19 protein-coding genes and 1 pseudogene are annotated in these 23284 nt (G+C 72.9%); 11 read left to right on the forward strand and 9 right to left on the reverse strand.

What is annotated here, in order from left to right:
- Positions 1 to 149: 149 nt before the first annotated feature.
- Complete coding sequence (locus ACFW48_RS30290) at positions 150 to 1202, reverse strand: BMP family protein (RefSeq protein WP_386320121.1); 1053 nt, start codon at positions 1200 to 1202, stop codon at positions 150 to 152.
- A 220-nt stretch (positions 1203 to 1422) separates the two neighbouring features.
- On the opposite strand from ACFW48_RS30290, the pseudogene ACFW48_RS30295 reads away from it, so the two are divergent.
- A pseudogene (locus ACFW48_RS30295) lies at positions 1423 to 1929 on the forward strand (RNA-guided endonuclease InsQ/TnpB family protein); the annotation flags it as partial.
- Between the two features lie 55 nt (positions 1930 to 1984).
- Here ACFW48_RS30295 and ACFW48_RS30300 read toward each other — a convergent pair.
- The 5 genes from ACFW48_RS30300 to ACFW48_RS30320 form a co-directional block, all read right to left on the reverse strand.
- Entirely contained in the window at positions 1985 to 3220 is a 1236-nt protein-coding gene (locus ACFW48_RS30300) for a M20 family metallopeptidase (protein WP_386320179.1), read from the reverse strand.
- A gap of 237 nt (positions 3221 to 3457) precedes the next feature.
- Positions 3458 to 4525 carry a hypothetical protein gene (locus ACFW48_RS30305; protein WP_386320124.1) on the reverse strand — a complete coding sequence of 356 codons (1068 nt, stop codon included), beginning with the start codon at positions 4523 to 4525 and terminating at the stop codon, positions 3458 to 3460.
- 40 nt (positions 4526 to 4565) lie between these two features.
- The gene (locus ACFW48_RS30310; protein ID WP_386320127.1) at positions 4566 to 5504 is read right to left on the reverse strand and encodes an N-acetylneuraminate synthase family protein; all 939 of its coding nucleotides are present in this window, start codon (positions 5502 to 5504) and stop codon (positions 4566 to 4568) included.
- Between the two features lie 12 nt (positions 5505 to 5516).
- Positions 5517 to 6794: a cytidylyltransferase domain-containing protein gene (locus tag ACFW48_RS30315; RefSeq protein WP_386320130.1), complete on the reverse strand. Its 1278-nt coding sequence runs from the start codon at positions 6792 to 6794 to the stop codon at positions 5517 to 5519.
- A gap of 71 nt (positions 6795 to 6865) precedes the next feature.
- On the reverse strand, positions 6866 to 8212 hold the full coding sequence (locus ACFW48_RS30320; RefSeq protein WP_386320132.1) for a DUF6716 putative glycosyltransferase: 1347 nt from the start codon (positions 8210 to 8212) through the stop codon (positions 6866 to 6868).
- A gap of 198 nt (positions 8213 to 8410) precedes the next feature.
- Between ACFW48_RS30320 and ACFW48_RS30325 the strand changes: the two genes are divergently transcribed.
- From ACFW48_RS30325 to ACFW48_RS30350, 6 genes are all read left to right on the forward strand, one after another.
- Positions 8411 to 9400 (forward strand): glycosyltransferase family 2 protein, encoded by a 990-nt coding sequence (locus ACFW48_RS30325; protein WP_386320134.1) that lies wholly within the window; start codon positions 8411 to 8413, stop codon positions 9398 to 9400.
- Complete coding sequence (locus ACFW48_RS30330; protein ID WP_386320135.1) at positions 9397 to 10731, forward strand: polysialyltransferase family glycosyltransferase; 1335 nt, start codon at positions 9397 to 9399, stop codon at positions 10729 to 10731. The genes ACFW48_RS30325 and ACFW48_RS30330 overlap by 4 nt, the downstream gene beginning before the upstream one ends.
- Positions 10732 to 10855: 124 nt before the next feature.
- On the forward strand, positions 10856 to 12118 hold the full coding sequence (locus ACFW48_RS30335) for a glycosyltransferase family 29 protein (RefSeq protein ID WP_386320137.1): 1263 nt from the start codon (positions 10856 to 10858) through the stop codon (positions 12116 to 12118).
- On the forward strand, positions 12115 to 14346 hold the full coding sequence (locus ACFW48_RS30340) for a polysaccharide pyruvyl transferase family protein (protein ID WP_386320139.1): 2232 nt from the start codon (positions 12115 to 12117) through the stop codon (positions 14344 to 14346). The genes ACFW48_RS30335 and ACFW48_RS30340 overlap by 4 nt, the downstream gene beginning before the upstream one ends.
- A 123-nt stretch (positions 14347 to 14469) precedes the next feature.
- Positions 14470 to 15435 carry a glycosyltransferase family 2 protein gene (locus tag ACFW48_RS30345; protein ID WP_386320142.1) on the forward strand — a complete coding sequence of 322 codons (966 nt, stop codon included), beginning with the start codon at positions 14470 to 14472 and terminating at the stop codon, positions 15433 to 15435.
- A gap of 2 nt (positions 15436 to 15437) precedes the next feature.
- On the forward strand, positions 15438 to 16793 hold the full coding sequence (locus ACFW48_RS30350) for a polysialyltransferase family glycosyltransferase (RefSeq protein WP_386320144.1): 1356 nt from the start codon (positions 15438 to 15440) through the stop codon (positions 16791 to 16793).
- A gap of 79 nt (positions 16794 to 16872) precedes the next feature.
- Here ACFW48_RS30350 and ACFW48_RS30355 read toward each other — a convergent pair whose 3' ends face one another.
- A complete protein-coding gene (locus ACFW48_RS30355; protein ID WP_386320147.1) occupies positions 16873 to 17964 on the reverse strand; it encodes an acyltransferase in 1092 nt (363 codons plus the stop codon).
- Positions 17965 to 18292: 328 nt separating this feature from the next.
- On the opposite strand from ACFW48_RS30355, the gene ACFW48_RS30360 reads away from it, so the two are divergent.
- The 3 genes from ACFW48_RS30360 to ACFW48_RS30370 all read left to right on the forward strand — a co-directional run bounded on the left by ACFW48_RS30360 (position 18293) and on the right by ACFW48_RS30370 (position 20576).
- On the forward strand, positions 18293 to 19201 hold the full coding sequence (locus ACFW48_RS30360; RefSeq protein WP_386320150.1) for a class I SAM-dependent methyltransferase: 909 nt from the start codon (positions 18293 to 18295) through the stop codon (positions 19199 to 19201).
- A 107-nt stretch (positions 19202 to 19308) separates the two neighbouring features.
- Positions 19309 to 19518 (forward strand): hypothetical protein, encoded by a 210-nt coding sequence (locus ACFW48_RS30365; protein WP_386320152.1) that lies wholly within the window; start codon positions 19309 to 19311, stop codon positions 19516 to 19518.
- A gap of 77 nt (positions 19519 to 19595) precedes the next feature.
- Positions 19596 to 20576 carry a class I SAM-dependent methyltransferase gene (locus ACFW48_RS30370; protein WP_386320154.1) on the forward strand — a complete coding sequence of 327 codons (981 nt, stop codon included), beginning with the start codon at positions 19596 to 19598 and terminating at the stop codon, positions 20574 to 20576.
- Here the strand turns inward: ACFW48_RS30370 and ACFW48_RS30375 are convergent.
- On the reverse strand, positions 20561 to 21211 hold the full coding sequence (locus ACFW48_RS30375) for a TetR/AcrR family transcriptional regulator (protein ID WP_386320155.1): 651 nt from the start codon (positions 21209 to 21211) through the stop codon (positions 20561 to 20563). The two genes, ACFW48_RS30370 and ACFW48_RS30375, sit on opposite strands and share 16 nt — an antisense overlap.
- Before the next feature lie 72 nt (positions 21212 to 21283).
- Here ACFW48_RS30375 and ACFW48_RS30380 point away from each other — a divergent pair, with 72 nt between their 5' ends.
- Positions 21284 to 22717, forward strand: a complete 1434-nt coding sequence (locus ACFW48_RS30380; RefSeq protein WP_386320157.1) for an FAD-dependent oxidoreductase — start codon at positions 21284 to 21286, stop codon at positions 22715 to 22717.
- Positions 22718 to 22831: 114 nt separating this feature from the next.
- On the opposite strand, the gene ACFW48_RS30385 is transcribed toward ACFW48_RS30380, so the two are convergent.
- Positions 22832 to 23284 (reverse strand): methylmalonyl-CoA mutase family protein (locus ACFW48_RS30385; RefSeq protein ID WP_386320160.1); only part of this gene is annotated, 453 nt, incomplete at its 5' end.

Genomic DNA, 23284 nt, shown 5'->3' on the forward strand with positions numbered 1-23284 from the left:
CCCCACCTGGGGGGGGGGTGGGCCGCACCAACGGGGGGGGGGGGGTTGGGGGCGGCGGGGCCCCCTGGGGGGGGCCGGGCCTGCGGGGGGGCCCCCCGGGGCCCCCCCCCGCTTCACTGGTTGTGGTGCCGTGCCGTGGGTGCTCGGGGCTACTCGGTCCTGACCTTGATGGAGCCGTCGATGATGCCCGCCTTGGCCTTGGCCACCGCGTCCGTCAGGCCCGGGACCTCGGCGTACTTCGGGTTGGCGTCGGACAGGCCCACACCGTCGGACTCGAGGTCGAAGGTCTGGGTGCCGGTCAGCGGCTTGCCGTCCTCGACCGACTTGGCCAGGGCGAACACCGCGCCGTCGATGTCCTTGAGGGCGGACGTCAGGATGTGCTCCTTGTACGCCGCAAGCGCTTCCTGCTTGTACTGGTCGGAGTCGACGCCGATCGCCCAGACCTTCGCCTTCGCGGCGGCCTCGATCACGCCCTGGCCGGACAGTCCGGCCGCCTGGTAGACGACGTCGGCCTTCTTCTCGATCTGGCCCTCGGCGGCGGCGCGGCCCTTGTCGGGGCTGGAGAAGCCGCCCTCCTCCGCCGTCTGCGTCAGGTACTGCGAGATCACCTTGATCTTGGGGTCGGTGTCCTTGACGCCCTGCTCGTAGCCGGCCTCGAACTTGTGGATCAGCGGTACGTCCACGCCGCCCACGAAGCCGACCACGTTGGTCTTGGTGGCCTTGGCCGCGGCGACGCCCGCGAGGTAGGAGGCCTCGTTCTCGGCGAAGACGAGGGACGCCACGTTCTTGCCCTCGACCACGGAGTCCACGATGCCGAAGGTGGTGTCCGGGTACTTCTCGGCGACGGCCTTCATCGCCGGGGCGTAGGCGAAGCCGACGCCGATGACCGGGTCGTAGCCCTGCCTGGCCAGCGAGGAGAGCCGCTGCTCCTTGTCGGCGTTGGTCTCGCCCTCGGTGGGCTCGATGTCGGCGGTCTTGTAGCCGAACTCCTTCTGGGCCCGCTCCAGGCCCGCGTAGGCGGCGTCGTTGAAGGACTGGTCGCCCTTGCCGCCGATGTCGTAGGCGATGGCGAGGCCCTTGTCGTCCTTCGTGCCCTCGTCGCCGCTGTTGCTTTCGCCGCTGGTGCCGCCGCAGGCCGTGGCGGCGAGTGCGAGCGACGCGACCCCCACCGCGGCACGGGTCAGTCTCGATATCCGACGCATCTGAAGTTCCCCATTCTCCAAAGCCCCGCAGCGGGCGCTCGGTTCGGCGCACAGTAACGCGCGTAGAAACTCCTGGGAACGGGGTACCGCGGGGCCGTTACCCATTCGTGCCGCGGGGTGGTCGGGGCATGCCGCGCGGCCTCGTGCGCTTGTGCATCAGGCTGCCCCCGACCCGCCGCGGCCGCAACCGCAGCGGGCAGGCAGGCTCCGGGGCTGGACACGCCGGGACAAGGCCAGGATCCGCGTAGCGCGGGCACACGCCCCCGTCGCGGACGCGCGCCGCGAGTTCCACCACCAGCTCTCCACACAGCTGATCCGCGACGACCAAGCGATCGCCGTGGAGGATCTGGCGGTGAAGGGACTCGCCCGCACGCGCCTGGCCAAGTCCGTGCACGACGCCGGGTGGTCGGCGTTCGTGAGCATGCTGGAGTACAAGGCCGCCCGGTACGGGCGCACCTTCGTGAAGATCGGCCGGTTCGAGCCGACCTCTCAGGTGTGCTCCGTGTGCGGCGCCAAGGACGGCCCCGAGCCCTTGCACGTCCGTGTATGGACGCGCTCGGCGTGCGGGACCGTCCTGGACCGGGACATCAACGCGGCGGTCAACGTCGCCAAGGCCGCCGGACTGGCGGTGTCAGCCTGTGGAGCGCAGGTAAGCCCGGAACTCGTCCCGGCACCGCGCGGCGAAGCAGGAAGCCACGAAATCCGACCCGGAGTCCGTGCCGCGTAGCGGTACGGCACCAGGCGGAAGGCCAGAATCTCCCTCCTTCAGGAGAGAGAGCATGTCAAACGGCCTCGATCAGCGCCGCCGCGGTGAACATCTCCACGCCGACGGTGATGGCGTGCTCGTCCACGTCGAAGTCGCCCTGGTGCAGGTCACGGACCGTGCGCTCGCCGGGCGGGCGGACGCCGAGGCGGGCCATGGCGCCGGGCACGCGCTCCAGGTACCAGGAGAAGTCCTCGCCGCCGAGGCTCTGCTCGGTGGTCTCGACGGAGTCCGTGCCGCGCCGGGCGACCATGGCGGCCTGGAGCAGTTCGGTGCTGGTGACCTCGTTGACGACCGGGGGCACACCGCGGACGTAGGTGATCTCGGACTTGGCGCGGTACAGGTTGGCGATCTCGTCGATGGCGCCGACCACGAGGTCGGGCGCCTGCCGCCAGGCGTCGAGGTCGAGGCAGCGCACGGTCCCCGCGAGTTCGGCGTGCTGCGGGATGACGTTCGGGGCGTGGCCGGACTCGATCCGCCCCCAGGTCAGGGCCAGCCCGCTGCGGCTGTCCACGCGCCGGGCGACGAGCGAGGGCACGTCGGTGACCACGCGGGCGGCGGCGGTGACCAGGTCGGTGGTGAGGTGCGGGCGGGCGGTGTGCCCGCCGGGGCCGTTCAGGGCGATCTCCAGCCGGTCGCAGGCGGAGGTGATGGGCCCCACCCGCAGTCCGATCCGCCCGGCGTCCACCCGGGGATCGCAGTGCACGGCGAGCATGCGGCGCACCCCGTCGAGCGCGCCGCCCTCGATGGCGTCGGCGGCGCCACCGGGCAGCACCTCCTCCGCCGGCTGGAAGACCAGCCGCACCGGCCGGGGCAGCAGGCCCTGCTCGTGCAGGGCGGCGAGCACGAGCCCGGTGCCGAGGACCACGGTGGTGTGCACGTCGTGCCCGCAGGCGTGGGCGCGGTCGGGGACGCGGGAGCGGTACGGGCAGTCGCTCTTGGTGTCCGGGATGGGCAGCGCGTCGATGTCGGCCCGCAGGGCGAGCATGCGCGGCCCGCCGGCCCACTGTCCCGAGTCGGTGCCGGTGCCGATGTCGCAGACGAGCCCGGTTCCGACGGGAAGCACACGCGGCTTGAGGCCGGCCCGCTCCAGCCGTTCCTTGATCGCGGCGGTGGTGCGGAATTCCTGATTGCCCAGCTCGGGGTGCATGTGCAGGTCGCGGCGGAAGGCTACGAGCTCCGCGCGGAGCGCCTCCGGCAAGGTACCGGGGAGCAGCGCTTCCCCTGACGGATCGGCCTCGGTCTCTCGGGACATCAGTTGCTTCACCCTTTGAAGGGTAGGACGCCGGGGCGGTCAACTGACCCACGATCAACAAAAGTTCAGCCCGTTAGGGGAAGAAAAGTTGGCCGCACGGCGCATGGCTCTCAACGGGGGTGGGTACACTCACCCGCTTTTGGCCTCGGCACCCGACTCCGTCTTCCTTGCTTCCCCCACGGATACCACGGTACGGCCGAGCCACGCCGGGGGCGTCCACCCGACGTGCCCGGGACCCTACCCGGCGCCCGCGACCGCCGACAGTCGGTGCACGTCCCGTGCCGAGCCCGTGACGCCGCTCAGGAAGCCCCGGGCGCGTGGTGAGGCGTGCTGGGTGAGCCAGGCGGGGTCGATGTCGCAGACGGCGACGCGGACCTCGGTGCCGGCCAGGGCCAGCGGGAGGGTGTGGACGACGGTGGACGGGAAGCTGAGGACGGTGCGGCCGATCGGGCCCCGCCGGGCGATCAGCTCCAGGGGCAGGTCGGGGCGGACGATCTCCAGGCCCGTCTCCACGGCCAGCCGGTGGAGCTTTTCGGCGCCCTCCCGGCGGTGGGCGAAGTAGCGGGCCGCGCCGTGGGTCTTCGCCAGGCCGCTCACGGCCTGAACGTAGCGGTCGGCGTCCACGACACCGGTCTCCACCAGGGACGTGCCGACCATGTCGGCGCCTTTGGTGATGCGGGGCGGGCCGAAGCGGGAGCGGGTCCAGGCGAAGTCGTTCGCGGTGACGGTCACGCCGTCCGGGGTGTCCTCGATGGGCATGGAGGAGAAGACCGAGACCTGGCGGTCCGGGGTCGGCGTCAGACGGTGCCGGGCGGACCGGGAGACGGGGGCGAAGAGCAGGTCGCGGGGGCCGGGGCGGCTGCCCTTGCGGTGCCAGCGCACCAGGCGTTCGCCGTGGGCGAGCTGGGTGACGAACTCCATGGTGGCCGTGCCGTCGTCGACGACGACCAGGTCGTGGGCGCGGGTGATGGTGAGGAGCAGTTGTACGTAGCGGGAGAAGGGGTCGCCCATGACGACCCGGTCCGCGTGGCGCAGGGCGGTCGTCAGTCCGCCCACCGTGCGGAAGGGCGCCGTGGCGCCGCCGCGCGCCTCCTCCCAGCGGATCTCGTGGCCCTCCTTGCGGGCCAGTTCCGCCATGCGGCGCAGCTGGCCGCGGGTCATCGGGTCCACGGGGGAGAGGACCACGAGGGTGAGCTCCGCGCCGGGGGCGCACGTGTGCGCCCACTCCAGCACGTTCAGCAGTTGTACCGGGCTCTCGACGAAGGCGAGAGTGTGGGGGCCGGCATTCCCGGCGCGGGGGCTCATCGGCGTACGACCGTCCCGTGGTGAGGGCGTGGTGGGGGTGTCAGACGGTGACGGGCTCGCCCGCGGCGGCGGCGATCTCCGCCTCGGCGACGACACCGGGGACGCGGCGCAGCTTCTTCATCGGGCCGAGCTCCGAGTCGTAGACCTTCTTGACGCCGTCGCCGAGGGAGGCCTCGATGGTGCGGATGTCGCGCACCAGGCGGGTCAGGCCCTGCGGCTCGACGGAGGCGGCCTGGTCGGAGCCCCACATGGCGCGGTCGAGGGTGATGTGGCGCTCGACGAAGGTGGCGCCGAGGGCGACGGCGGCGAGCGTGGTCTGCAGGCCGGTCTCGTGGCCGGAGTAGCCGATCGGGACGTTCGGGAACTCCTGCTGGAGGGTGTTGATGACGCGGAGGTTCAGCTCCTCGGCCTGCGCCGGGTACGTCGACGTGGCGTGGCACATGAGGATGTTGTCCGAGCCGAGGACCTCGACCGCGTGGCGGATCTGCTTCGGGGTCGACATGCCGGTGGAGAGGATGACCGTGCGGCCCGTCGCGCGCAGGGCGCGCAGCAGCTCGTCGTCGGTCAGGGAGGCGGAGGCGACCTTGTGGGCGGGGACGTCGAACTTCTCCAGGAAGGCGACGGCCTCGGTGTCCCACGGGGAGGCGAACCAGGCGATGTTCTTGGTCTTGCAGTACTCGTCGATCTGGCGGTACTCGTCCTCGCCGAACTCCACGCGGTGGCGGTAGTCGATGTACGTCATCCGGCCCCAGGGGGTGTCGCGCTCGATGTCCCACTGGTCGCGCGGGGTGCAGATCTCGGGGGTGCGCTTCTGGAACTTGACCGCGTCGCAGCCGGCCTCGGCGGCGGCGTCGATCAGCTTGAACGCGTTCTCCAGCTCACCGTTGTGGTTGATGCCGATCTCGCCGGTGATGTAGACGGGGCGGCCGGGGCCGGCCTCGCGGGAACCGAAGGCGCGGATGCGGGAGTTGGTGCTCATGGCAGGGGTTCCTTACTTGGACTGGGTGATCGTGGGGGATTCGAGGGAGTCGGATGTGTCGAGGGAGTCGAGTGAGGGGCCGAGGATCCAGCTCGCGATCTCCCGGATGGCGCCGTCACCGCCGGGGACGGTGGTGACCGCGCGGGCCGCGCCGCGTACGGCGTCGTGGGCGCTCGCGACCGCCACGGGCCAGCCGACGAGGGCGAAGCACGGGAGGTCGTTGACGTCGTTGCCGACGTACAGCACGCGTTCGGGCGCGATGCCCTGCTCCTCGCACCACTGCTTGAGGGCGAGGTCCTTGCGGTCGATGCCGTGCAGCACCGGGAGCTTGAGCTTCCGGGCGCGTGCGGCGACGACCGGGTTCACTTCCGTGGACAGGATCAGCATCGTCAGGCCGCTGCGGCGCAGGGCGGCGATGCCGAGTCCGTCGCCACGGTGGACGGAGACGAACTCCCGTCCGTCGGAGTCGATCAGCACCCGGTCGTCGGTCTGGGTGCCGTCGAAGTCGAGGACGACCGCGTCGATGTCGGCCGCGGTCGGGAGGGCGCCGGGCCGGGCGGCGTCGAAGAAGGGCGCCAGGGCGCGGGCCCGGGCCAGGTCGTGCGGGTCGTCGATCTCCAGGACGCGGGCCGGGTCGGTGCGGACCAGTTCGGTGCGGCCGAAGAAGCGGTGCTGGTGCTTGCGGAAGCCGGGCGCGGCCATGGCGTAGGCGGCGCCGGTCTCCAGGAGGTCCTGGGGCCGGTCCTGGCGGCGGGGGCGATAGGACTTGTCGTGGTTGACGCCGTAGCCGCCCTCTTCCCCGCCGCCCTCGTCGGCGCCGTCCCGCCATACGAAGCCGTGGAACGGTGCCACGGTCACGGCGGTGTCGGCGCCGCCCTCGGCGACCGCGCCGGCCACCCCGTCGATGTCCTCGCGGACGATGAAGGGGCTGGTGCACTGCACGAGCAGCACCACGTCGACGGCCGCGCCGTGCAGGGCCTCGTGGGCGTCCATCGCGTGCAGTACGGCGGCCTCGGAGGTGGCCGTGTCCCCGGCGATGGCGGCGGGCCGCAGTACGACCTCGGCGCCGGCCTCGCGGGCCGCGGTGGCGATGGTCTGGTCGTCGGTGGAGACCACGACGTCCGTCACCAGCCGGGTGGCCCGGCACTCGCGCACCGCGCGGGCCACCAGGGGCACGCCGCCGACGGGGGCGAGGTTCTTCGCGGGCACTCCCTTGGAGCCGCCGCGCGCGGGGATCACCGCGAGCACCCGGCGCACCGAAGCGCCCTGGCCCGCTTGCGGGTTGGACATGGGTTCTGCTCCTTGCGCAGGGGACGCGGGGGTCTCGGGTATCGGTGCGCGGGTCTCGGGAGCCGGTGCGCTCACAGCTCCCCCATCCGCCGGATGACCGGAGCCACCCGCTGGACGCCGTGCCGGTAGGCGCCGCGTGCCGCCCGGCGCACCACCTGCCGGACCGGGCCGGGTGCCTTGTCCGCGGCCGGCGCGCCGGGCAGCGGGGTGCCGTCGGGGCCGAGGTGGTGGCGGGCGAGGATGCCGGGCAGGTAGCCGGGGGCGGTGACCGGTGTGTAGTACGGGGCGAGCGGGGGCAGGCCGCCGGGCCGGCCGAGCAGCTCCGTGATGCGCTTCCGGGCCTCGTCGAAGGCGGTTTCGTAACCGCCGTCCGCCGCCACGCCCTGCCGGGCGACCCACTCGGGGTCGGGCACCGGGCGGTGGCCCTCGTCGAGCTGGTCCCAGGAGGCGAGGCAGCCGGAGCCGACGAAGTGGTGGTTGCCGAGCGCCTCGCGCACGCCCAGGTCGGTCAGTACGACCGTGGGGATGCGGCGGTGCAGGGATTCCAGGGCCGCCGTGGAGCTGATGGTGACCAGCAGGTCGGTGCGGTCGAGGACCTCGCCCATGTGCCCGTAGACCAGGCGGAAGTTGGTCGGCGGGTCGGCCCGCTGCACCAGTTTCTGGTAGGGCAGCTCCTCGATGTGCGTGGTGTGCTCGCCGGGCTTGGAGCGCAGCTTGAGCAGTACCTCGCGCTCGGGGTGCCGGCGGGCGTGCCGGATCAGCCGTTCGAGGAGGTACGTGCGGTCCTTGCGGTTGTCCGGCACGGAGGGCTGGGCGGCGAAGACGACCGTGTAGGGGCGGTCCTGCCCGTCGGGCTCGCCGGCGTAGGCGGCTCCGCCCAGGAAGGGCAGGGCGACCTCGGTCACCGCGGAGGCGTCGGCGCCGACTCCCTCGTACACGTCACGGAAACGGTCCGCGTCCTGGCGGGAGTTGGCGAGGACGAGGTCGGCGCCGTGGCGCAGCAGCAGACCGTCGGCGAGCTTCTCGTAGACGACGCCGACGTAGCCGGTGACGACCACGGGCCGGTCGGCGCGGTCCTGCCAGACCCGCCCGAGGCCGTGCAGCATCGCCTGGACGCCGCCGCCGACCAGGGCGAGGACGAGGACGTCGTAGGACTCCTCGCCCGTCGCGTCGCCCATGGCGCGCAGGAACTCGACGGCGGTCACCTCGCGGAGCGAGTCCGCGGTGACGCCGACTTCCCGCAGCTGGCGGGCGGTTGGGGTGGCTCGGCCGCGCAGGAGGTAGCCGTCGAGGTGGATGTCCGTGTTCTCGGGGGCACCGGGGGAGACGCGGGTCGCGGTGAGCGCGCCCCATTTCCACCGGGTGTCGGAATCCGCCAGGACGGCGACTCGCAGGGCCTTCGTTGCACTTGCTGGCACGCCGTAGACGCTAGGAAGCCATTTCTAGGAACGGCCCAACCGGAATCCAACAAACGGTGAACAGCACATCGCCGAATGGGGATTCAGGCCGCCCGGCGTCCGTAAAAATGTTCGCTTCACTGCTTCGCCACGCCGCGTTCACCCAGTATCAAGGCGCAGGTAAAGCCGAATGCCGGGCCGCCGCATAACGTCGTTCACGTGCCCAAGCTCTCCGTCATCGTGCCGTTCTACAACGTGCGGCAATACACACCAGACACCCTGCGGAGTCTCAGCGCCAACGCGCGGGACGACTTCGAGTTCATCCTCGTCGACGACTGCTCGACCGACGGGACCGCGGACCTCCTCGCGCGCGCCGAGCGCGAGTTGCCGGGGGCGGTGCTGGTCATACACGAGCGCAACGGTGGCCTGGCGACCGCCCGCAACACCGGCATCGACCGGGCGCGCGGCGAGTACGTCACCTTCCTGGACGGCGACGACTGGCTGGCGCCCGGCCACTGCGCCCGGCTGGTGGACGCGATCGAGCGGCTGGGCGTCGACTTCGTGCGCACCGACCACGTGCAGTGCACGGGCCGGAACCGCACCCTGCACCGTGTCCCGCACGGCCGCCGTAACGTGGCGCTGCGTCCGCGCGACGCGATCCTGCCCGCCCACCGGACCACGTCCGTCGACTACGCCTACGCGTGGGCGGGGGTGTACCACCGCCGGCTGGCCGAGCGGGGCCTGCTGCACTTCACCGACGGACTGCGCACGGCCGAGGACCGGCCGTGGATCTGGAAGCTGCACCGGGAGGCGGACTCCTTCGCGGTGACCGGGCTGCTCGGCGTCTTCTACCGGCGCGGGGTGGCGTCCTCGCTCACCCAGATCGGTGACGTCCGCCAGCTCGACTTCATCCGTGCCTTCGACGAGGTGCTCGCGGGGGCGGCCGGGGACGCGGACGCCGCGCGGCTGGTGCCCAAGGCGGTGCGCACGTACTGCGCGATCATCTCCCACCATCTCGGTTCCATCGAGAGGTTCGAGCCCGCCGTGGCCCGGATACTGAAGGCGAGGAGCGCGGCGGCGCTGCGGCGGATGCCGCAGGACGCGCTCGACGAGGTGCTCGGCTCGATGGACGCCGAGCGCGCCACGCGGCTGCGCCGGCTGCGCCGGCGCACGGCCGCGGGACAACTGGAAGCGGGGGCGGCGGCGTGACCACACAGATCTTCCTGGCGTCGACGCTGTACGGCACGGCCACGCTCGCCGCGGCCCTGGACACCGGCTGCTTCGACGCGGCCGACCGGCGGATCCTGCTGGTCTCCAACAACGCGGCGACGCCCGAGACGACCCCGTCCGTGGACGCGATGCCCGGCTTCGAGCGGCTGCGGGGCCGGTTCGACGACGTGGTGTCGTGGAACGAGGCGATCTACCCCTTCCACCCCGGCGGCTGGTCGCCGCGGCTGGAGGACGTGCCCCTGTGGGAGCGGCACCTGCGGCTGGCCTGGGGGCTCGGCGACGACGACGTGGCGCTGGCCGTGGAGTCGATCCAGGTGCACCCGGCGCTCGGGGTGGCGCAGATCTTCACCGACGCGCCCCTGACCGTCTACGCGGACGGCCTGATGAGCTACGGGCCCACCCGCACCAAGCTCGCCCCGCTGATCGGCACGCGCGTGGAGCGGCTGCTCCACCTGGACCTGGTGCCGGGGCTCGCGCCGCTGCTGCTGACGGAGTTCGGCGTCGAGCCGGAGATCGTGCCGACCCCGGCGTTCACCAAGGTGCTGGCCGAACTGGCGGACACCGGCGCCGGCCTGCCGGACGTGGAGCGGCCCGCGGTGCTGCTCGGCCAGTACCTGTCGGCGCTGGGCATCCTCTCCGCCGAGGAGGAGGAGGCCCTGCACGTGCGGATGCTGACCGGCGCCGCCGGACTCGGGCACACGCGCGTGGTCTTCAAGGCGCACCCCACGGCTCCGGCCCGTTTCACCCGCGTCCTGGAGCAGGAGGCCGAGAAGCTCGGCGTCGACCTCACCGTGGTGGAGACACCGGTCCTCGCCGAGGTGCTGTTCCAGCGGACGCGTCCGGCGCTGGTCGTCGGCTGCTTCTCCACGGCCCTGCTCACCGCGTCCGCGCTGTACGGCCTGCCGGTCGCCCGCGTCGGCACCGAGACGTTGCTGGACCGGCTGACGCCGTACGAGAACAGCAACCGCGTCCCGGCCACCATCGTGGACGCGCTCCTTCCGGACCTGTCCGACGCCGCGGCCGTCGCCGAGGGGCGGCAGGTCATGGACACCGGCGCGCTCGCCGCACTGGTGCGGACCGTGGGGTTCGCGATGCAGCCGAAGGTGCTGCCGGAGCTGCGGCCGGAGGCCGAGAGGTATCTGCGCGAGCACCTGGACGCGCGCACCTGGCGGTACTTCAAGAAGCGCCGGCTCACCTCCCTGGGGCTGCCGGGCGGCATCCCGGCGCGGCTGGGGTTCCTGCCGCACAACTCCACGGCGCGGAAGGTGGTACGCCGGGCGCGGGCCATCCGGCGCTCGATGGGACGGTGAGGCCGGGCGGTGGGCACCGGCCGCCCGCCGGAGGGAGAGTGTTCACCCACCGTCCGCCGCGAAGCCACCCGCGACCCGTCGCGCTGGGGCACATTCGGCCTCCGATCGGAGAACGGTGGAACGCATGACGAAGCCCCTGGCGGGATTGTTCAAGGCACGGCAGAAAGAGGCCGCCAGGCCGGCGCTGTACGCCCGGGGCATGCGCCTGTGCGGTGAGCACCTCGCGGCGCAGGGCGCCGGGTCCACTCCCCCGCAGGCCAGGCTCACCCAGGCCATCGGTGCCCTGGCGGCCTCCCTCGACAGCCCCACGGCCGACCACTTCGACGCCCTGCTCCAGGTCGGCGAGCGCGCCCTGGAGGCCGGCGGGGACAGCGGGCTCGGCCTCGCGCTGGGCGTCGCCGAGACGTCGGCCCGGATCCGGCAGCGGTCCAAGGGGGCGTGGCGGCTGCGCGGCCTGGCCCTGGACGGTCTCGGCCGCGGCGACGAGGCGCTGGAGTGCTACGAGCGGTACGTCACGCTGCTGCCGAACGGCGACGCGGCGCCCGAGGTCGCCCGCCGGATGGACACCCTGCGGCGCCGGCGGGCCTGCCTGGACGCGGCCGTCGCGCTCTTCCCCGAGGCCGGCTCCGCACTGCGTGACCTGCTCGGACAGCCCCATGCGACCACCGCGGCCGTCTCGCCGCGGTTCGCCGCGTACGTACGGGCACGGGTCGCCGAGCACGGCCTGGGCGACCCCGGCGTACGGCGCCTCCTGGAGCTGTACGGCACGTACCGTCGGCTCGTCGAACGGGCCGCGATGCCCGACCCGTTGCTCGGCGGCAGCACCCCGATCGGCGTCGGCGGTCTGCGGGGCCTGGTCGCGGGGCGGACGGTGTGCCTGGTCGCGAACGCCGGTGACGTCGCCGGGAGCACGCTGGGCGCCGAGATCGACCGCTACGACCTGGTGGTGCGCTGCGACGCGTTCCGCGTCCGGGCCGAGGGCACCGGCGAGCGCACCGATCTGCACGCCGTCTCGCTGCGGGGCGACGCCCCGTGGGAGGGGCCCGCCTGGACGCGGCCGGCCGGTGTCCGGCTCGTGTTCGGCGACCCGGCCGCCGCCTGGCGCCGCGCCACCCGGGAACGGCTCGTTCCCGGAGCGCAGGACCATGCCGGGGACGCCTCGCTGCGCCGTCCCCTGGGCGACCCGGCGCTGCTGGGCGAGGACGGCTGGGGGGCGGCGACCACGGCCTTCACCGTTCTCAGACTCCTGGACTTCCTGGACGCGAGCCCCCGCCTGGACCTCATCGGCTTCACCCTGCCCGGCCGGCTGCGGCCCAGGGAGGCCGAGTGGGTCATGGACCGCGCGACGCACGTCGACGACAGCAAGATGAGGATCGCCCTGCGATGACCCACTCCTCCGCCTCCTCCGCGGACGACCGGAGCACCGTCACCGGCAGACGCCGGATCGCCTTCGCCGTCCACACCGACGAGGAAGGCCTGCCCGGCCTCCCCGCCCTGATACGCAGCCTGGCGCTGACCAACCCGGGCGTGTGCGAGGACTTCGTGGTCCTGCACCCCGGTCTGGCCGACGCCTCGTTCGACGCGCTGCGCCGACTGCACCCGCGCGTCGTCACGCGCCGGGCCGAGGGCCGCGGGGACGTCTTCCGGCTGGCGGACTACGACACCGTCGTCGCCCTGGATCCCGCCATGGTCGTCCTGGGTGACATCGGTGAGCTGCTGCGGATGCGCCACGGGGTGGGCGCCGTGGCGCAGCTGGTGTGCGCCGGGGAGGCCCGGGAGCGGCGCGTCGTGCCGCCGGACGGCCTCCTCGTCATCCAGCGCGCCGACGTGGACGACGCCCTCGCGGCCCGGTTCTCCGACGGCACCGAGGACCTCGGTCCGGTGCTCGGCGGCGCGCTGGCCCCGCTCGACGCGCGGTACGACTTCCTCGCCCGCCGCCTCCACGACGACCTGCCGGTGCCCGAGCACGTCGCCGTCCTGCGCTTCACCGGTCCGCTCGACGCGCCCGGGTACGGCCCGGCCGTCGAGGCGCGGCGCCGCTTCGAGATGAGCGACGAGGAGTTCCGGGCCGCCTACTGCGCCCTGTCCGGACGCAAGCACCCCGACCTGCTGGCGCACTGCGCGCCGCCCCTGCTGGCGGCCCGCCCCTCCCTGGACCTCGCCCGTACGGTCGCCGACGTGTACCGCGGGCAGGGACGCTACGACGAGGCCGTCGAGGTCCTCGCCCCGGTCGTCGCGGACCGGCTGGACGCGCCGCGCTGCCACGAGACGCTCGGCCTGTGCCTGATGGCGCTCTCGCGCTACGACGAGGCCGAGGGGCATCTGCTGCTCGCGGCGGCCTCCCCCGACGTCGCCCCGCGCGCCTTCGCGCAGCTCGCCCGCCTGTCCTGGCTGTGCGGGCGGGAGGAGGACGCGCACGCCTACGCCCGCGAGGGCCTGGACGCCGACCCCACCGACGCCGGCTGCCACAGCTGGTACGCGCGCACCCGTCCGGACGTCCCGGAACCGCGGCAGCCGGGCGACGCCGCCGCGGACCAGCTGGCGCACGTGGCCCTGTTCGCCGAGGGCAACGAGAACGCGGGGGACAAGGTCCTGCCCGAGGCCGTGCGCATGTGCTTCGACACGGACACCGGCCCGCGCCGCTGGTACCGGCAACCCGTGCACCGGCTGGTCGACGAGGCCGCGCTGGAGCAGCTGAACGCGCGGCGCGGGGTGATCGTGGGCGGCGGCGGGCTCTTCCTCCCGGACACCTCCCCCAACGGCAACAGCCACTGGCAGTGGAACGTCCCGGACGACCTCCTGGCCCGCGTCACCGCGCCGCTGGCGGTGTTCGCGGTCGGCTACAACGTGTTCGACGGGCAGCTCTACCGCCGGGGCCGGTTCGCCGAGAGCCTGCGGGTCCTGGTCGAACGGTCGGCGTTCTTCGGGCTGCGCAACCACGGCTCGATCGACCGGGTCCGCGAGCTGCTCCCCGCCGGGCTGCGCGACCTGGTGCGCTACCAGCCCTGCCCGACCACGGTGGCCCGGCACCTCGACCCCGGCCTGTTCGCTCCGCCGGAGCGGTCCGACACCGTCCTGGTCAACTGCGCGTACGACCGCGCGGGCCTGCGGTTCGGGCACGACTACGGCCACTTCCTCGCCCAGCTGGCCACCGCGCTGCGCGGTCTGCGCGAGCGGGCGGACGTGCGGTACGCGGCCCACATGCCGGCCGACGAGAAGTTCGTGCACGACCTGCGCCGGGAGCACGGCCTCGCGCTGCCCGTCGAGCAGCTCTACGACCTGACGAACGACGGGATCCGCGACCTGTACCGCCGCTCGCGGCTGGTGATCGGGATGCGCGGCCACGCCGGCATGATCCCCTTCGGCTGCGGGACCCCGATCCTCAGCCTGGTCTCCCACCCGAAGCTCGCCTACTTCCTTTCCGACATCGGGCGCCGGGAGTGGGGGCTGTCCGTGCACGACCGGGAGCTGGGCGCCCGGCTCGCGGAGCGGGCCTCGGCGATCCTCGACGACCACGCGGCGGCGGTGGCGGACGTGCACACCGCGCAGGAATTCCTGTGGAAGACCACTCGGTCGAACATCGAGGAACTGCGAAATACCTTCGGATCGGCCTGAGACACCAAGAATTCACCTCCCCTGCGAATGGAGTTCGCCTCTCCGCGCCTTCTCCGACACCGCCGAATCCGGGAGCGTAGCTAGCCTGTTCCAATCCCCGACCTTCGAGCGTGAGAGGCCCGTGTGCCGAAACTGTCCGTCGTCGTCCCCATGCACAATGTGGAAGTCTTCGCCGAGAGCACTCTGAGAAGCCTCGCGGGCAACGCGAGCCCCGACTTCGAGTTCCTGCTCGTCGACGACTGCTCCACGGACTCCACCTCATGGGCGGTGGACCGCTGGGCGGAGGGACGTCCCGACGCCAGGGTGATCCGGCACGAGAGGAACATGGGCATCGCCCAGGCGCGCAACAGCGGGATCGACGCGGCCCGGGGCGAGTTCATCACGTTCCTCGACGGCGACGACTGGTACGGGCCGGGGTATCTCGCCGAACTCGTCTCCTACATGGAGGAGTTGGGCTGCGACTTCGCACGCACCGACCACGTCCAGGCCACCGGCACCGAGCGGGTGATCCGGCGGCCCCCGGCCCCCGTGCGCAACACCGTGATGGACCCGCGCGACGGCATAGCGCCGCCCCACATGGAGACGATGGTCGACTACCCCTTCGTCTGGGCGGGGATCTACCGCCGGCACCTCTTCGACGACGGCGGGATGCGCTTCGCGACCGAACTCCGCACCGCCGAGGACCGGCTGTGGATCTGGCGCCTGCACCTGAAGGCCGAGTCGTACGCGTCCGTCGGTCTGCACGGGGTGTTCTACCGGCGGGGCGTCGCCACCTCGCTCACCCAGATCAAGGACTCCCGCCAGCTGGACTTCATCCCGGCCTACGACATGCTCCTGAAGGACCTGCTGGAGGACCCCGAGGCCGAGCGCTTCCTCCCCAAGGCCGTACGGACGTACTGCGCCATGATCGCCTTCCACATCGGCAAGGTGAACGAGTACGAGGCCTCGGCGGCCCAGCGGCTGCGACGCGAAGCGAGGGACGCCCTCCACCGGATGCCCCAGCACGTGCTGGACGAGACCCTCCGGACCATCGACAGCACTCGGAGCAGGTTGCTCAGCCGCCTGCGTGACGGGCGGAAGGCTGCCTGACCATGCCCCACAAGACCCAGATCTTCCAGGTGTCCACCCTGTACGGAGCGGCCACCCTCGCCGCGGCGCTCGACGCGGGCCTGTTCGGGCCGCGCGACGGGGCCCGGCGCATCCTGCTGGTCTCCAACAACGCCGCCATACCCGAGACCGCGCTGCGCCTCGACGAGATGCACGGCTACGAGCGAATATCCGGCCGGTTCGACTCCGTGGTCGGCTGGAACGAGGCGATCCGCCCGCACCACCCCAGCTCCTGGGGTCCGCGCGGGAACGACGTGCCGCTGTGGCAGAAGGCGTTCCGTCTCGCCTGGGGCATCGGCGAACGGGACCTGATCGAACTCGCCGTCGAGTCGATCCAGGTCAACCCGGCCCGCGCGCTGGCCGCGATCTTCTCCGAGAGCACCGTCCACGTGTACGCCGACGGCCTGATGAGCTACGGCCCGACCCGCGAGAAGCTGCCGCTGACCATCGCGCGCCGCATTCGACGGCTGCTCCACCTCGACCTGATACCGGGTCTGAAGCCGATGCTGCTCTCCGAGTACGGCGTCCCGCCCGAGGTCGTCCCGGACGGGGCGTTCCGCGCGGTGCTCGACGAGATCTCCCACGACGCGGCGGACGACCCGCGACTGGCGCCCGTGCTGCGGGAGCAGCCGACAGCCGTACTGCTCGGCCAGTACCTCGCGGCGATCAACATCCTGAGCGCGGAGGAGGAAGAGGACCTCCACGTCCGCATGCTCACCGGGGCCGCAGGCGCCGGGCACCGGTCCGTCGTCTTCAAGCCCCACCCGACCGCGCCCGCCGGCTACACGGCCGCACTGAGCAAGGCGGCGGCGGACGCGGGCGTGCGGCTCACCGTGCTGGACGCACCCCTGCTGGCCGAGACGCTGTACCAGCACTGCGCGCCCGAACTCGTCGTCGGCTGCTTCTCCACGGCGATGGTGACCGCCTCCGCCTACTACGGCGTGCCCATCGCCCGGGTGGGGACGGCGCTGGTGATGGAGCGGCTCAAGCCGTACCCGAACAGCAACCGCGTGCCCCTGGCCGTCGTCGACCACCTGGTGCCCGACCTGGAGCGCGGTCAGGCCCCCGCGCTCGTCGGCACGGTCCCCGAGACCCTGACACCGCTGGTCCGGGCGATCGGTTTCTGCATGCAGCCCAAGACGTACGCGGATCTGCGCGAGCCGACGGAGACCTGGCTGCGCGCCAACCTGGCCACCGGCCCCGGCTACTACTTCCCCGAACTGCGGCTGACCGAGCTGGGCCTGCCCGGCAGCCGCCCGCAACTGCGCGCGAAGCTCCAGGTGCGGCGGGCCCGGCGCGTGGTGCGCAGGGCGGTGCGGCGCGGCGCCGGGAAGAAGTGACCGGACGATCCGGACCGTGCCGGAGTCCCCTTCCGCCGAGTGGCCGAAGGGGGCTCCGGCGTTCCACACGCCGCCCGACTCAGCCCAGCCAGCGGCCCAGCCGCAGCCGCGTCCACAGCAGGGCGGCGGCGAAGGACAGCACGACGGTGGCGACCGTCAGCGCCACGAGCCCGCCCACGGCGGCCGGCCAGCCCGCGTCCGCCGACACCACGTGCGGGGCGACGGCCTCCAGGAACAGCAGGTGGACCAGGTAGGCACCGAAGGAGGCCCCGGCGAGCCTGCCCAGCAGCGGGCGGAACCTCTCGGGCACCCTGATCCGGTCGAGGGCCATCAGCAGGGCACCCGCCAGCAGCGCCACCACGACCGACGCGTAGGGACTCGGGAAGTGCACCCGGTGCTCGTAGACGGCCACCGCCCCCCACGCGCACAGCCCGCCGGCCAGCCAGAGCAGGCGCCGCCCCCGGCCCGCGACCGCGGCGCCCGGCAGCGACAGCAGTACGGCGCCAGCGACCGCGTACACGATCTGGTAGACGCCGAACTGCCAGGCGAAGGGGGGAACGCGGACGTCGAGAAGCCGCCCGAGGTCGCCCAGGAGGGTCGGGGCCAGCGCCAGGCCGAGAAGGGCCGCGCCCGCGCCCCAGGGCCGCCTGCCCGCCCGGACCAGGACGGCCACGGACAGCAGCAGGATCACCGGGACGTAGGCGTACAGGTACCAGAGGTGGAAGGCGGGCCGTACGGAGCCGAACACGGCGTCCCACGCGAGGTCGCGCGTGGGGTCGGTGTTGGCGTCCCGTGCCCAGTCCCACACCAGGTAGGCGGCGGTCCACACGGCCATCGGCACGACGATGCGGGTCAGCCGCTTGCGGACCTGCCCGTCGTCCCGGGGCGGCGCCCCGCTCAGCACGACCCAGCCGGCGATCGCGAAGAACAGCGGCACGGCGCACCGGCTCAGCGCGTCCCCGGCGAGCGCGACCCAGTACACGGGCCCGCCCCCCGAGGGGTCGCGGTCCACGGCCTTCATGAGTTCGCCCGCCGCGTGGCAGACGATGACCCCGATCGAGGCCAGGACCCGGACGAGGTCGATGTCGTACCGGTGCTCACCCCGGGAACGCGGGGCCGCTGTCCCCGCGTCGGCGGGGACGGGGCTGCGCACGGGCTCGGCGGCGGTCATGGGCTCGGCGGCGATGGGTGGTCACTCCCGGGTAGGACGCGCGGGCCCGCCGGTGTCCGGCAGGGCTCGGGGATCGATGCAGGCTATGAGAGCGCCACGAGCGGCGGGAACCCGTCCCGAATGAACATCGGCCACGTGTGCGTGACCTTCCGGTGAACAAAGAGGGCGGCCATCGTTCCGCCATCCGGCGTTCGGCAGAAGTTCCTCTCCTGGCCCGTTCGGCAACTCCGCTTCCGGTCAGGGGCCTCCCTAGTCTGGCCCCACCCACCCCACAGGCGTTCCACGTACCCGCACGTTCACCTCCGTGACGGATTGAGGTCGTTGACCCATGAACAGCCGCTCCCTGCTCCGCAGTCCGGTCTCCCGGCGTCTGCTGCGTCCCGTCGCCGACCTCATCGACCAGCGCATCGACCGGCGGGTCGAGCGGCAGGTCGAGCGGCAGGTCCGCTCGGCGGTCCGGGAGGCCGCCACGCACCGGCTCACCCACGAACTGCTCCTCGGCTCCACCGGGCGCGGCCTCTCCCGCGTGGTGGCCGACGGCCCGCTGAAGCGCCTGCACGCCGAGGTCGCGGCGCTGTCCGGCGACCGTGACGCGGCGGTGCGCAACGTCGCCACCGCCTACCGGCTGCTCGTGGCGCTGGAGTCGCTGGGCGTGGGCCGGGTCGCGGGCGGCACCATGAACATCTGCGGCAAGCTCGGCACGATCCCGCTCCTCGATCCCCCGAACGACGAGATCCTGGAGATAGGCACGCTGTACGGCATGTTCTCCACCGGGCTGATCCGGATGATGGAGCGCGACGGCCGCAGCCCGAGCCTGACCATCGTCGACCCCTTCGCCGGCGTGCAGCTCCAGCCGGGCACCAACCCGCGCCCCGACCCCACGGGCACCCCGGTCGACGAGCACGCCGTGCGCACCAACCTCGCCCTCGCCGGCCCGGCCGGCGCGGCGGCCCGTGTCCAGCGGGGTTTCTCCGAGGACCCCGAGACCAGGGCGGCCGTCTCCGACCGCGGCTACGGCGTGATCGTCGTCGACGGCGACCACTCGGCCAAGGGCGTGCGGCTGGACCTCCAGTGGGCCGAGGAGATCGCCGCGCCCGGCGCGATCGTCGTCCTTGACGACTACGGCGACCCCAGCTGGCCCGGCGTCAAGGAAGCCCTGGACGACCACCTGAAGGACGGCACACGCCTCACGTACCTGGGCAAGGCGGCCCACTCGGCGTACCTGCGGGCAACCTGAGCACGGACGAGCGACCGGCACACTCGGCACCGTCGGCACGACCGGCACGACCGGCACGACCGGCACGGTCGAAGTCGAAGGAAGTAAGAGCAGTGACGGAGGCGGTCGTGAGCGCGCGAGCGGCGCGTGCCGACACGGACACCATCCCCGCCCCGGCGCACGCGCCGCGCGGCAGGGGCGCCCCCGGCCGGCTGCGCGCCCTCGACGGGCTGCGCCTGACGGCCGCCGTTATGTCGGCGCCGGCCTGGCTGCTGCACCGGTACGTCGAGAAGCCGCTGTCTCCGTGGCTGCGAACGGTGCTGACCCGGGCACGTTGAGCGATTCGTGCGATTTTCCGGCCACCGTATTGCGCGCGCTGACTCCTTTTCGCGCGTCGAGGAGGCATCCTCCCCTCATGGCCACTGCGCAAGAGACGCACGAGTACCCCGGTGAGCTGAACGACGTCCCCGGCTGGTTCTGGCCGCTCGACCAGGTGCTGTTCTCCTGGTTCCTGGAGCGGCAGGAGCGGCGGGCCACCGGCGGCGACCTGCTCGAACTGGGCGCCTACCTGGGCAAGAGCGCGATCCTGCTGGGGCACCATCTGCGGGACGGCGAGAAGCTCACCGTCTGCGACCTGTTCGAGACCGAGCCGCCGGACGCGGCCAACCGGGCGGAGGCGGCGAAGTCGTACTCCTCGCTCACCCGGCAGGCCTTCGAGCGGAACTACCTCTCCTTCCACGACACCCTGCCGGCGATCATCCAGGCGCCCAGCTCCGCGGTCACCGACGAGGTCGCGACCGGCAGCTGCCGCTTCGCCCACATCGACGCCTCGCACCTGTACGAGCACGTCCAGGGCGACATCGGCGCGGCCCGGGACCTGCTGCTGCCGGACGGCATCGTCGTCCTCGACGACTTCCGCAGCGAGCACACCCCCGGGGTGGCCGTCGCCGCCTGGGAGGCCGTGCTCAACCGCGGGCTGCGACCCGTCTGCCTGAGCAGCCAGAAGCTGTACGGCACCTGGGGCGACCCCGAGCCGGTCCAGGAGGAGCTGCTCGCCGCCCTGCGCGGACGCGACGACGTCGCCGTGACCGTGGAGCAGGCCGCCGGGCACCGGCTGGTCCGGGCCCGCGCCAAGGGCAAGCGGATGCGGTCGCCCTCGCTGCCGTCCTCGCGGCACCCGGCGCCCACGGCGGCGCCGCGCCCGGCTGCCGGGCCGGTGCCGGGGCAGACGCGTCCGGCGGACCGCGCGGCGCGTACGACACGGCAGCCGACTCCGCGTGACCGCACCCGCCGTCTCGCCCTGGACCTGCTGCCGCCGGTCGTCACCCGTGCGGTGCGCCGGTACCGGGCGGCGCAGCGGGCGAAGGGGGGCGGCGCGGCTCAGTCGAGGCGGTAGGCCGCCCCGATCCCCGCGATCACCAGCGCCAGCCCCTCCTCGAAGTGCCGCTCGTAGTCCGTGAAGATCTCCGCGCCCGCCGCGGCCGTCAGGGGGAAGTCGGCCATCAGGCGGGCGCGTTCGTCCATGTCGTAGCCCTCCCGGCGCTCGTCGGGCAGGGGCTGGACGCCCTGTTCCTCGGTGACGAAGCCGAGGGTGAAGAGGTACGCCGTCGTGGTCGCCCGCACCGCCTGGGCGAGGGTGAGGCCGGCGTCGGTGAACAGGCGCAGGTCCTCCTCCATCTGCTCGGCGTGCTCCGCGCCGGTGAAGCGGGAGCCGCTGAACACCTTCGCGCCGTCGCGGTAGCCGAGCAGGGCGGCCCGCAGGCCGCGGTTGGCCTTGAGCAACCGCTCCCGCCAGGTGTCGGCCGGGTCGAGGGAGGTCCCGGCGATCATCCGCCGGTACATCTCGGTGGCCATCTCGTCGAGCAGGGCCTGCTTGTCCTTGAAGTGCCAGTACAGAGCGGGCGCCTTGACGTCCAGCTCCCTGGCGATGGTGCGCAGGGTCAGGCCGTCGAGACCGACCTCGTTCAGCAGTTTCAGCGCCGTGTCCGCGACCCGTCGGCGGTCGAGGGGCGCGCGTCGTCCCGTACCCACGCTTGACAGCTTAACGGCGTTAAGGACATTCTCTGACCCGGATGACGCTTAACGCTGTTAAGGAGAGTGGTCATGGAGACGGACACGGACACGGACGTCCTGGTCGTCGGCGCGGGCCCCACCGGTCTCGCCCTCGGTGTCGACCTGGCCCGGCGCGGGGTGGACGCGCTGGTCCTGGAGCGCGCCGACGGACTGTTCCCGGGCTCGCGCGGCAAGGGCGTCCAGCCCCGCACGATGGAGGTCTTCGACGACCTCGGCGTCCTCGGCCCGATCCGCGCGGCGGGCGGGGGCTACCCGGTCGGCATGGTCTGGCAGAGCGGTGAGCGGCTCGGCGAGCACCCGATGTTCGACCCGGCCGAGGCGAGCGAGGACTCGCCGTACAACGAGCCGTGGATGGTGCCCCAGTGGCGCACGCAGGAGATCCTGCTGGCCCGGCTGGAGGAGGTGGGCGGTGCGGTCGCCTTCGGCCGGGAGGTCACCGTCGTCACCCAGGACGCCGAAGGCGTGACCGCGTACCTCGCCTCCGGCCGCACCCTGCGCGCCCGCTACCTCGTCGCGGCCGACGGGGGCCGGTCGGCGGTGCGCCGCGCGCTGGGCGTGGGCATGGCCGGTGAGACCGTCGACCCGAGCCCGATGCTGGTCGCGGACGTCCGGATGAGCGGCCTGGACCGCGACCACTGGCACGTCTTCCCGCCCGCCGACGGCAGCCCCGCCTTCCTCGCCGTCTGCCCGCTGGCCGGCACCGAGGACTTCCAGGTGGTCGCCCAGTTCCCCGAGGGCACGGCGGTGGACCTCACCCCGGACGGCATCCGGAAGGTCGTCGCGGAGCGCTCGCACCTCGCCCCCGAGGATGTGACGGAGGTGCGCTGGGCCTCCGACTTCCGGCCGCGCGCGGCCCTGGCCGACCGTTTCCGCGCGGACCGGGTCTTCCTCGCCGGGGACGCCGCACACGTGCACTCACCGGCGGGCGGACAGGGCCTGAACACCAGTGTCCAGGACGCCTACAACCTGGGCTGGAAGCTGGGCGCGGTGCTCACGGACGGCGCCCCGGCCACGCTCCTGGACAGCTACGAGGAGGAGCGGCGCCCGATCGCCGCCGGGGTGCTCGGCCTGTCGACCGGCGTCCACCGGGGCGAGGTGCGGCGCGGCGGGGCGACGCGGCAACTGGGGCTGGGGTACCGGGACTCGTCCCTGACCACGGAGACCCGGGCGGCGGTCGCGGAGGGAGCGGTGCGGGCCGGGGACCGGGCACCGGACGGCACGGTGGGCGGGGTACGGCTCTTCGACGCCTTCCGGGGGCCGCACTGGACGCTGCTGGGGCTGGGCGTCGACGTTCCGGGCGGTGCTGCGGGGGCTGCGGTGCGGGTGGTGCGCGGCGAGCCGCACGGGGCGTACGGGGCGGGGGTGTTCCTGGTGCGGCCGGACGGGTATGTGGGGTGGGCGGGCGACACGCCGACCGGCCTCGGCGACTACCTGGGCCGGTTCGGTCTGCCGGGCCGCCCCTGACCGACCGGTCCGTCAGCCATCACCGTCGAGGAGGGTGTCTCTGCTGAGCTCACCCCACCCATGCCCGACCAACGCACCAGCTGCACCACCGGTTACGGGACAACCTTCAGGACCCTAGAAGGCATCCGAGGGCACATAGGTCCCCCAGACCTCCCGCAACGCGTTGCACACCTCGCCCACCGTCGCCCGTGCCCGCAGCGCGTCCTTCATCGGGTACAGGACGTTGTCCTCGCCCTCGGCCGCCTTCTTCAGGGCCGCCAGCGCCGTGTCCACCGCCTGCTGGTCGCGCTCCGCGCGGAGCCTGGCGAGGCGGTCGGCCTGCTGGGCCTCGATGGCCGGGTCGACGCGGAGGGGTTCGTAGGGTTCCTCCTCGTCGAGCTGGAAGCGGTTGACGCCGACGACGACGCGCTCGCCGGAGTCGGTCTCCTGGGCGATGCGGTACGCGTTGCGCTCGATCTCGCTCTTCTGGAATCCGTGCTCGATGGCGTTGACCGCGCCGCCGAGGTCCTCGACCTTGCCCATCAGCTCCAGGGCCGCCGCCTCGACGTCGTCGGTCATCTTCTCGAC

It is taken from the genome of Streptomyces sp. NPDC058812 (assembly GCF_042744565.1).
GTDB lineage: Bacteria > Actinomycetota > Actinomycetes > Streptomycetales > Streptomycetaceae > Streptomyces > Streptomyces thinghirensis.